This is a genomic window from Leisingera aquaemixtae, from assembly GCF_006740765.1.
In the GTDB taxonomy this organism is placed as follows: domain Bacteria; phylum Pseudomonadota; class Alphaproteobacteria; order Rhodobacterales; family Rhodobacteraceae; genus Leisingera; species Leisingera aquaemixtae.
Map to the genome: position 1 here is coordinate 815,771 of NZ_CP041159.1, position 9,642 is coordinate 825,412.

Sequence of the window (9,642 nt, forward strand, 5' to 3'; positions counted from 1 at the left end):
TCAGAGTGCACCCTTGGTCGAGGGAATCGCATCCGCCTTGCGCGGGTCGGTCTCCACCGCCAGACGCAGCGCGCGGGCGGCCGCCTTGAACGCCGCCTCGGCGATATGGTGGCTGTTGAACCCGTGCAGCTGGTCGATGTGCAGGGTGATGCCGCCATGGGTGCTCAAGGCTTGGAAGAACTCGCGCACCAGTTCGGTGTCGAATGTGCCGATCTTCTGGGTTGGAAGCTCCACATTCCAGATCAGGAAGGGGCGCGCCGACAGGTCCAGCGCGCAGCGCACCTGGGCGTCATCCATCGGCAGGTGGCACTCGCCGTAGCGGCGTATGCCCTTCTTGTCCCCCAGCGCCTGCACCAGCGCCTGACCCAGCGCGATGCCGGTGTCCTCCACCGTGTGGTGGTCGTCGATGTGGTAATCGCCCTTGGCGCGGATGGTCATGTCGATCAGCGAATGGCGCGCCAGCTGGTCCAGCATGTGGTCGAAAAAGCCAACCCCGGTCTGGTTGTCGTAAACCCCGGTGCCGTCGAGGTTGATCTCAACCGAAATCTCGGTTTCCGCGGTCTTGCGGGTCACTTTAGCGGTACGCATCAGCGGCTTGTCCTTCGTCATGCTGCAAGAAATTTAATTCTGCCTGGGCGCTTATAGGGCGGGCAGGGGGGCTGGCTCAAGTGCGGCATTGTGCAAGCGGGGCAATCTGTTGCAGCAATCCCGGTCCCATCCCGGTCTCTTGCACCCGGATGCGCCGCGTGCGAGCTTGGGCGCAAATTCCTGACCATCCAAAAGGGCCGCCCATGTCCATCTGCGTTTTTGTCCAGATCCGCTGCAAACCCGGCACCACCTACAAGGTGGCCGAGGAGATTGCGCTGCGCGAAATCCACTCCGAGCTTTACTCTACCAGCGGCAATTTCGACCTGCTGATGAAGCTCTACATCCCGACCGGAGAGGATGTCGGCAAGTACATCAACGACCAGCTGCTGCAGATCGAAGGGATCGAGCGGTCGCTGACCACGATGACCTACAAGGTGTTCTGAACGGCCCAAGGCAGAGCCGGCAGACAGCAAAACGCCCCGCAGCGCGGGGCGTTTTTTGTTTCCGGCGGCAAAAGATCAGGCGGCAATCAGCCCCTTGTCCTGCAATTCTGCATAGGCGGTGTCGACGGCGGCTTTCATCCGGGCCAGCATGTCGTCCACCTCTGCCTTGGTGATGATCAGCGGCGGGCACAGCGCCAGCGCATTGCCGGCAACCGCCCGCAGGATCAGCCCGTTGTCCTGGCAGGCTTTCTGTGCAGCGGCACCCGCGGCGCCCTTGTCAAAGCTCGCGCCGGTGGTCTTGTTCGACACCAGCTCCAGCGCTGCGATCAGCCCCTTGCCGCGCACCTCGCCCACCAGCGGGTGATCGGTGAAGATCTCGCGCAGCTGCGCCTGCATATAGGCGCCCACCTCGGCGGCATGCTCGAACAGGTTGTCGCGCTCGTAGATTTCCAGCGTCTTCAGCGCCGCCGCACAGGCCGCCGGGTGGCCGGAGTAGGTGTAGCCGTGGCCGAACACGCCAACCTCATTGGTCTGCGCGATCATCGCCTCATACATCCAGCCGGGAATGACCGAGGCCGAGATCGGGAAATAGGCCGAGCTCAGCTGCTTGGCAAAAGTCATCAGGTCCGGCTTGATGCCCATGGTGGTGCAGCCAAAGTCCGCACCGGTGCGCCCGAAGCCGCAGATCACCTCATCGGCCCAGACCAGGATGCCATGCTTGCGCAGCACTGCCTGCAGCTTCTCGTAATAGCCCTCCGGCGGCACGATCACGCCCGATGCGCCCGTGATCGGCTCCACGATCATCGCGGCGATGGTGTCGGGGTCTTCCGCCAGGATCTGCTCTTCCAGGTTATTGATGATCCGGTCGACAAACTGCTCCTCGGTCTCGTTGCCCCGGCGGCCGGTGTAATAATGCGGCGCGTCCGAGCGCAGGATGTGCAGCGCCTCCAGCGGCGCGTCGAAATGCGCCAGATTCGCGGGCAGGGACGTCAGCGAGCCGGCAGCAACAGTCACCCCGTGATAGCCGCGCTCGCGGGTGATGATCTTGCGCTTCTCCGGCTTGCCGATGGCGTTGAAGTAATAGCGCAGCATCTTGTAATGCGTGTCATTGGCGTCCGAGCCGGAGTTGCCGAAGAAGATATAGGCATCCTCCACCGGCACCATCGCCTTCAGTTTTTCGGCCAGCTCCATGATCGGCTTGTGCGTCTTGCCGCCAAAGGTGTGGGTGAACGGCAGCTTGTGCAGCTGCTCGGTGATCGCGTCCATCACCTCGGTGTTGCTGTAGCCCAGCGAGGTGCACCACAGGCCGGCCAGGCCTTCGATGTATTTGTTGCCGTCCGTATCATAGACATAAATGCCTTCGCCGCGGTCCAGGCAAAGCTGTTCGGTCGCGGTGAAATTGGTGGTGGGATAGATGACTGGGGCCATGTCCAAACTCCTGTAATGAGCTGCCGCACGGGCTGTTTGGCAGTAGCTTTGGCGCGTTTTGCAACGCACGTCAAAAGGAATTTGATCAAATTTACAAAGCGGAGTGGAAAAAGCGAAAAGCCGCCCCGGAGGGCGGCTTTTTCGGTTCCGGATGGAGCGGGCGATGAGATTCGAACTCACGACCCTTACCTTGGCAAGGTAATGCTCTACCCCTGAGCTACGCCCGCGCTGCCATCTGGTGAAGCGGTGAATAGGAAATCCGGCAGACGGCTGCAAGCGGAAAATGACAGGGCGGGGAAAGAAAATCCGGCCCGTGCCGCAGCCCGGAAACGCGAAAGGCCGCCCCGAAGGGCGGCCTTTTCGGCTTTCGAATGGAGCGGGCGATGAGATTCGAACTCACGACCCTTACCTTGGCAAGGTAATGCTCTACCCCTGAGCTACGCCCGCGCTGCCATTCGGTGAGGCGGTGTTTAGGGATTTCCAAAACGGGCCGCAAGAGGAAATTTGAAAAACAGCGCAAGTATCTGTGGATAAGCGTTATTCTACGGTTCTGAGGAAATCCGCGAGGCGGTTTTTCAGGGCTTCAAGGTCCTTGGTTTCGCATTCCCAGACTGTCAGCACCTGCCAGCCTACCGCCTGCAAGGCCGCCGCGTGCTCCGCGTCGCGTTCGGCATTGCGCAACAGTTTCGGCTCCCAGTAATCGCGGCGGGAGGCGGGAATGCGCCCGTCGCGGCAGTCATGCAGATGCCAGAAGCAGCCATGCACAAAGATCACCTTGCGGCGCGGCCCGAACACCAGGTCGGGCTTGCCGGGCAAGTCCTTGCGGTGCAGCCGGTAGCGGACCCCCATCCCGTGCACCATCCGCCGCACCAGCAGTTCCGGCTTGGTATGCTTGGCGCGGATCTTCGCCATATTGGCGCTGCGACGTTCGGGTGTCAGCTTGTCGGCCATTTCACGGCATGTCCGGATTGTGCGGCCATGCGGGCATGATACTCGTTTTCGATCCGGCAGGAAATGAACTCGCCGCCGGCGCAGGGCGGCAGCTCCAGCGCCTTGATCAGCTGGCTGTCGTATTGGCCCGACAGCAGCAGGATGCCGTCCCGGGCCAGCAGGTCTCGCGTGCCGCGCCCCTTGTCCGAGCGGATCCGGCGCATGAAGTCCTTCTGCTGCGCCACCGCCTCCACCACATCGCGCGGAACCGGGCGGCGCTGGATCAGCCGGAACAGCTGCGCCATGCGCTCATTGCCGGTGTCGCCTGCAAAGATCTGCTGGACTGCGGCCTCATCCGCGGTGCGCCAGAAATTGGCGGGGTAGGGCTGATCCTTGAACAGCCACAGGATATGGCGGAATCCCTCGGCAGAGATGCTGCGCTTGGCGTCCTTGTTCTGGCCGTGGGTCAGGTAGGCGGGCCGGGCGACGATCAGGCCCAGGTAGCAGCGCGCCCGCACCTCATCTGCGGCGACCAGCAGGCAGGCGCAATCAATCGCCTCGGTCGGGATCATCCAGTTGCCGCCCATGGTGTGCTTGATGTCCACATCCTGGCCCAGGATCTCGGTATCCAGCCGCCCCTTGCGCAAGCGCAAGAGTGCCCGCAGCTCGATCTCGACCCGGGTGCCGATATAGGTCTTTTCAGTTTTCTCCAGCTCTTCATACGCGCGCCGCCCGGTCTTGGGCGTCATGATCACATCGTCAATGCACTGGCGCAGCATCTGCGGCACGTCGTGTTCCAGCGCCAGCGCGCCGCCGGCACGGGTGGTTATCTCCTCCGCCAGCGGGGAGAGGGTGCCGAAATCCGGATGGCCGGGACGCACAAGGCTGTCGGGAAGTTTCAGTTTCATCTTGTGTTCCGCCCGGCGGTACGCCGGGCAGCGCCCGTCCCGCCCCCCACGGGGCGGGCGCTGCCCTCAGGTCAATAATTGCTTTGGTGTCTTTACGCCCGCACGGCGTGAAGCTTCGGCTTGGCAATTGCCGCCCTCAGCTCCCGCGCCACCGCCTCGGCCACCGGCGGCGGGAAGGCATTGCCGACCTGGCGGTAGGCATTGGTCTTGGCGCCGGTGAAATGCCATGCGTCCGGGAAGCCCTGAATGCGCGCCACCATCCGCACCGTCAGCCGCGGCATGTCGTTGTGGAACGGGTCCGGCGCCTCATTCGCAATGGTGCGCCCCTCAACCCCCAGAGCGGCCCAGGCGCGCCGCGCGCGGGTCGGACCCAAATCGGGGCCGCCGTGTTTCTTGGAGCCGCCCACAACCGTTGGCGCAATCTCATCGGCCTTGGCGGCCCAGTCATCTGCCCCGCGCCAGCCGCGCTCCTTCATCAGGTCGATCAGGGTCGCGCCCACGGTCGGTGGATTGTGCGGCAGCGGCTCGGGCCAGTTGAACTGGCCGGAAAACTCCTTGCGCAGCGCAACAATCGCCACCCTCGGCCGCAGCTGAGGCACTCCGAAATCGGAGGCATTCAGCAGCCGCCAGTCGGTCTCATACCCCAGCTTCGACAGCTGCTTCTTCAGCTTCTCACGGTAGTCATGGAACACCGCATCCAGAAAGCCGCGCACGTTCTCGATCATCACGGCGCGGGGACGGGTGGCATCTACGATCTCGATCGCATCGTCGAACAGGTTGCGCTCGTCCTTCTCGCCCAGCTGCTTGCCCGCCACCGAAAACGGCGGGCAGGGCAGGCCGCCTGCCAAGAGGTCGATGCCCTTGTAATCGCCCGCAACCTCCTTGAACTTGCGCACGTCCTCTTCCAGCACGTTCCACGCAGGGCGGTTGTGGCGCAGGGTGGCGCAGCAATGCTTGTCGATCTCAACCAGCGCGGTGTGATCAAAGCCCGCCGCCTCGAGACCGAGGGCCTGGCCGCCCGCACCTGCGCATAGTTCTACTGATGTCAGCATTCTGCTCTGCCCGCCCGTTTCTGTTCTTGCTCTGTTCCTATGCGGAATCGTGATTCCGCACAAGGTTTTCTGCACCCGGGCAGACTATGCGGAAATCCTCAAAAGCGAAAGGCCGCCCCGGAGGGCGGCCTGTCCGTTTCCCGATGGAGCGGGCGATGAGATTCGAACTCACGACCCTTACCTTGGCAAGGTAATGCTCTACCCCTGAGCTACGCCCGCGCTGCCATCCGGTGAGCGGTGAAATAGGGGCTCTCCCTGCCGGCTGCAAGAGGAAAATCGGTGCAAGGCGAAAAAAATCCGCCCCGGAAGCGACGGAAGGGCGGGCGATGCGCGTGCCACTTTTCAAACATCCGGCTTTTTCAGGGGAGGTTGAGGCCATGAATTGGAAAGACTGCCTGCGGATCGCCTGCCTGAGCGCGGCGATTGCGATGGGGCTGCTGGTGCATGGGGCGCAGCATACCGCTGCACCGCAGACAGACAGCTGGTCCGGGCAGATCAAAGGGCTGACGCCGGTGCCGGTCGAGACTGTGACCCTGGCGCACCCGCCGGAACAGAGCGCCCGGTCTTAAGGCAAACCGTTTCCCGGCGCGGGAAACGGCCAAAAATCCTGCGAGGATTTTTGGTGCCAAGCATCAGCGCAGCCCCCGTTTTCCGCGCCGGAAAACGGGCCGGAATTCTCGTGGAATTCCGCCTTCCCCGCGCCCCGACCTTGCGAAACTGAAAAGGGCGCCCCGCCATCCGGCAGGACGCCCCCTTTCTTGAAATCAGCCCTGCGGCTTATTCCAGCTCGATCAGCAGATCCTTGGCGTCGATCTGGCCGCCGGCCTGAACATGCACCGCCTTCACCACCGCGTCGCGCTCGGCGTGGATGCCGGTCTCCATCTTCATCGCCTCGATGGTCAGCAGCATATCGCCCTCGTGCACCTGCTGGCCCACCTGTACCGCGACAGAGGCGACAACACCCGGCATCGGCGCGCCGACGTGGTTGGGGTTGCCGGCCTGTGCCTTCGGACGCGCTTCGGTCGAGGCCTTGACCAGACGGTTCGGCACCCGGATCACGCGGGGCTGGCCGTTGAGTTCAAAAAAGACCTTCACCTCGCCCTTCTCGTCGGTCTCGGAGATTGCCTGCAGGCGGATCTCCAGCGTCTTGCCCGGGTCGATCTCGGCGGTGATTTCCTCCCCCGGCTCCATGCCATAGAAGAAGGTGCGGGTCGGCAGGGTGCGCACCGGGCCGTACTGGCGGTGACGGCCCATATAGTCCAGGAACACCTTGGGATACATCAGGTAGCCGTTCAGGTCCTCGTCATCGACGCTGAAACCTTCCAGCTCCTTCGACAGTTCGGCACGAACCGCTTCCAGGTCCACCGGCTCCAGATGCGCGCCCGGGCGTTCGGTGTTCGGCGCTTCGCCTTTCAGCACCTTGCTGACGATGCCTTCCGGGAAGCCGCCCGGAGGCTGGCCCAGGTTGCCGCGCATCATGTCGACAACCGAGTCGGGGAAGGCCACGTCGGTCTTCGGGTCCTCGACCTGTGTGCGGGTCAGGCCCTGGCTCACCATCATCAGCGCCATGTCGCCAACCACCTTGGACGACGGCGTCACCTTCACGATATCGCCGAACATCTGGTTCACGTCCGCATAGGTCTGCGCCACATCGGCCCATTTCTCTTCCAGCCCCAGGCTGCGCGCCTGCGCCTTCAGGTTGGTGAACTGGCCGCCCGGCATCTCGTGCAGGTAGACTTCCGAGGCGGGTGCCTGCAGACCGCTCTCAAACGCCGCATACTGCGCCCGCACCTGCTCCCAGTAGCCGGAGATCTCGCGCACCTTGGCGATGTCTATGCCGGTGTCGCGCTCGGTGTTGCGCAGCGCCTCGACGATGGAGCCCAGGCAGGGCTGTGAAGTGCCGCCGGAGAAGGCGTCCATGGCCGCATCCACCGCATCGACGCCGGCATCCGCCGCCGCCAGGATGGTGGCCCCGGCCACGCCGGAGGTGTCATGGGTGTGGAAGTGGACCGGCAGGCCGACCTCTTCCTTCAGCGCCTTGACCAGCTGGCGGGCGGCGGCGGGCTTCAACAGGCCTGCCATGTCCTTCAGGCCCAGAATGTGGGCGCCGGCCGCTTCCAGCTCCTTCGCCATGCCGACGTAATACTTCAGGTCGTACTTGGCGCGGTTCGGGTCCAGGATATCGCCGGTATAGCAGATGGTGCCTTCGCAGACCTTGCCGCTCTCGACCACCGCATCCATCGCAACGCGCATGTTCTCCACCCAGTTCAGCGAGTCGAAGACGCGGAACACGTCGACGCCGGTCTTCGCCGCCTGGCGCACGAATTCCTGCACCACGTTGTCCGGATAGTTGGTGTAGCCGACGCCGTTGGAGGCGCGCAGCAGCATCTGGGTCATCAGGTTCGGCATCCGTTCGCGCAGGTCGCGCAGGCGCTGCCAGGGGCATTCCTGCAGGAAGCGGTAGGCCACGTCAAAGGTCGCACCGCCCCAGCACTCGACAGAGAACAGCTGGCTCAGGTTCTGCGCATAGGCCGGTGCCACCTTGATCATGTCGATCGAGCGCATCCGGGTCGCCAGCAGCGACTGGTGGCCGTCGCGCATGGTGGTGTCGGTCAGGAGCAGCTGCGGCTGCGCCTTCATCCAGTCGGCCACCGCCTGCGCGCCCTTTTCCTCCAGCAGGTTGCGGGTGCCCTTGGGCAGGCCGCCCGGCTCGACCCGCGGCGCGCGCGGCTCTTTCAGGTCGGAGGCGGGGGCCGGACGGCCTTCGGTTTCCGGATGGCCGTTCACGGTGATGTCCGCGATATAGGTCAGCACCTTGGTGCCGCGGTCGCGGCGCTTCTTGAACTGGAACAGCTCCGGCGTCTCGTCGATGAATTTGGTGGTGTATTCATTCGACAGGAAGGTCGGGTGCTTCAGAAGGTTCTCGACAAAGGCGATGTTGGTGCTGACGCCGCGCACCCGGAACTCGCGCAGCGCGCGGTCCATGCGGGCAATCGCCTTCTCGGGCGTCGGTGCCCAGGCAGTCACCTTGGTCAAAAGCGAGTCGTAATAGCGGGTGATCACGCCGCCCGCATATGCGGTGCCGCCGTCCAGGCGGATGCCCATGCCGGTGGCGGAGCGGTAGGCGGTGATGCGGCCATAGTCCGGGATGAAGTTGTTCAGCGGATCTTCGGTGGTCACACGGGTCTGCAGCGCGTGGCCATTGAGGCGGATATCGTCCTGCGACGCCTTGCCGGTGGCTTCCGCAATGCTCTTGCCCTCAGCGATCAGGATCTGCGCTTGCACGATGTCGATGCCGGTGACCTCTTCGGTCACGGTATGCTCCACCTGCACCCTCGGGTTCACCTCGATGAAGTAGAACTTGCCGTCGTTCATATCCATCAGGAATTCGACGGTGCCCGCGCATTCATAGTTCACATGCTGGCAGATCCTGCGGCCCAGGTCGCAGATCTCGGCGCGCTGCTCTTCGGTCAAATAGGGGGCAGGCGCGCGCTCGACCACTTTCTGGTTGCGGCGCTGGACCGAGCAGTCGCGCTCGTAAAGGTGATAGATGTTGCCGTCCTTGTCGCCCAGGATCTGCACCTCGACGTGGCGGGCGCGGGTGATCATCTTTTCCAGATACCCTTCGCCGTTGCCGAAGGCGGCTTCCGCCTCGCGGCGGCCTTCCAGCACCTTTTCTTCGAGCTCCTTCTCGGCGAGGATCGGGCGCATGCCGCGGCCGCCGCCGCCCCAGGAGGCCTTCAGCATCAGCGGATAGCCGATCTCGGCCGCTTCCTTGCGGATCGCGTCCATGTCGTCGCCCAGCACTTCGGTCGCCGGGATGACCGGCACGCCGGCCTCAATCGCCACCTTGCGGGCCGAGGCCTTGTCGCCCAGGGCGCGCATGGTTTCCGCCTTGGGGCCGATGAAGGTGATGCCGTTGCGGGCGCAGGCGTCCACGAAATCCGGGTTCTCAGACAAGAGGCCGTAGCCGGGGTGAATCGCATCGGCGCCGCATTCCTTGGCGACGCGGATGATCTCGTCGATCGACAGATAGGCCGCAACCGGCCCCATGCCTTCGCCGATCCGGTAGGCTTCGTCCGCCTTGAACCGGTGCAGGCCGAGTTTGTCCTCCTCGGCATAGACGGCGACGGTGCGCTTGCCCATCTCGTTGGCGGCGCGCATCACGCGGATCGCGATCTCGCCACGGTTGGCAATCAGGATCTTTTTGAAGTCGGTCATTTCACCCTCGGGGTCCGTGCAAGTTGGTGCAGTGTTAGGCGGATATTAGCGATCCGCACAACCGTAGTTCTG

Annotated in this window: 8 protein-coding genes and 3 tRNA genes; 2 read left to right on the top strand and 9 right to left on the bottom strand. The window is 63.7% G+C overall.

Annotated elements, in window-relative coordinates:
• Positions 1–588: an imidazoleglycerol-phosphate dehydratase HisB gene (hisB, locus tag R2C4_RS05680; RefSeq protein ID WP_141889917.1), complete on the bottom strand. Its 588-nt coding sequence runs from the start codon at positions 586–588 to the stop codon at positions 1–3.
• A gap of 203 nt (positions 589–791) precedes the next feature.
• Here hisB and R2C4_RS05685 point away from each other — a divergent pair, with 203 nt between their 5' ends.
• Positions 792–1,031 (top strand): Lrp/AsnC family transcriptional regulator, encoded by a 240-nt coding sequence (locus R2C4_RS05685; RefSeq protein ID WP_058284408.1) that lies wholly within the window; start codon positions 792–794, stop codon positions 1,029–1,031.
• A gap of 75 nt (positions 1,032–1,106) precedes the next feature.
• Here the strand turns inward: R2C4_RS05685 and R2C4_RS05690 are convergent, their stop codons facing one another.
• The 7 genes from R2C4_RS05690 to R2C4_RS05720 form a co-directional block, all read right to left on the bottom strand.
• Positions 1,107–2,459 carry an aminotransferase gene (locus R2C4_RS05690; RefSeq protein WP_141889918.1) on the bottom strand — a complete coding sequence of 451 codons (1,353 nt, stop codon included), beginning with the start codon at positions 2,457–2,459 and terminating at the stop codon, positions 1,107–1,109.
• Between the two features lie 152 nt (positions 2,460–2,611).
• A tRNA-Gly gene (locus tag R2C4_RS05695) sits at positions 2,612–2,686 on the bottom strand.
• A 145-nt stretch (positions 2,687–2,831) separates the two neighbouring features.
• Positions 2,832–2,906: transfer RNA gene (locus tag R2C4_RS05700), tRNA-Gly, on the bottom strand.
• A gap of 90 nt (positions 2,907–2,996) precedes the next feature.
• Positions 2,997–3,410 (bottom strand): very short patch repair endonuclease, encoded by a 414-nt coding sequence (locus tag R2C4_RS05705; RefSeq protein ID WP_141889919.1) that lies wholly within the window; start codon positions 3,408–3,410, stop codon positions 2,997–2,999.
• Entirely contained in the window at positions 3,395–4,297 is a 903-nt protein-coding gene (locus tag R2C4_RS05710) for a NaeI family type II restriction endonuclease (protein WP_141889920.1), read from the bottom strand. Before R2C4_RS05710 ends, R2C4_RS05705 begins: the two co-directional genes overlap by 16 nt.
• Positions 4,298–4,389: 92 nt before the next feature.
• A complete protein-coding gene (locus tag R2C4_RS05715; protein ID WP_141889921.1) occupies positions 4,390–5,349 on the bottom strand; it encodes a DNA cytosine methyltransferase in 960 nt (319 codons plus the stop codon).
• Positions 5,350–5,493: 144 nt separating this feature from the next.
• Positions 5,494–5,568 (bottom strand) — tRNA-Gly (locus tag R2C4_RS05720).
• A gap of 158 nt (positions 5,569–5,726) precedes the next feature.
• Between R2C4_RS05720 and R2C4_RS05725 the strand changes: the two genes are divergently transcribed.
• Entirely contained in the window at positions 5,727–5,918 is a 192-nt protein-coding gene (locus R2C4_RS05725; protein ID WP_141889922.1) for a hypothetical protein, read from the top strand.
• Positions 5,919–6,126: 208 nt separating this feature from the next.
• On the opposite strand, the gene R2C4_RS05730 is transcribed toward R2C4_RS05725, so the two are convergent.
• A complete protein-coding gene (locus tag R2C4_RS05730) occupies positions 6,127–9,570 on the bottom strand; it encodes a pyruvate carboxylase (protein WP_141889923.1) in 3,444 nt (1,147 codons plus the stop codon).
• Positions 9,571–9,642: the final 72 nt, after the last annotated feature.

Excerpts from the sequence above, each read along its gene's own strand:
- hisB (WP_141889917.1), bottom strand. The coding sequence starts at position 588 with ATGCGTACCGCTAAAGTGACCCGCAAGACCGCGGAAACCGAGATTTCG.
- R2C4_RS05685 (WP_058284408.1), top strand. The coding sequence starts at position 792 with ATGTCCATCTGCGTTTTTGTCCAGATCCGCTGCAAACCCGGCACCACC.
- R2C4_RS05690 (WP_141889918.1), bottom strand. The coding sequence starts at position 2,459 with ATGGCCCCAGTCATCTATCCCACCACCAATTTCACCGCGACCGAACAG.
- R2C4_RS05705 (WP_141889919.1), bottom strand. The coding sequence starts at position 3,410 with ATGGCCGACAAGCTGACACCCGAACGTCGCAGCGCCAATATGGCGAAG.
- R2C4_RS05710 (WP_141889920.1), bottom strand. The coding sequence starts at position 4,297 with ATGAAACTGAAACTTCCCGACAGCCTTGTGCGTCCCGGCCATCCGGAT.
- R2C4_RS05715 (WP_141889921.1), bottom strand. The coding sequence starts at position 5,349 with ATGCTGACATCAGTAGAACTATGCGCAGGTGCGGGCGGCCAGGCCCTC.
- R2C4_RS05725 (WP_141889922.1), top strand. The coding sequence starts at position 5,727 with ATGAATTGGAAAGACTGCCTGCGGATCGCCTGCCTGAGCGCGGCGATT.
- R2C4_RS05730 (WP_141889923.1), bottom strand. The coding sequence starts at position 9,570 with ATGACCGACTTCAAAAAGATCCTGATTGCCAACCGTGGCGAGATCGCG.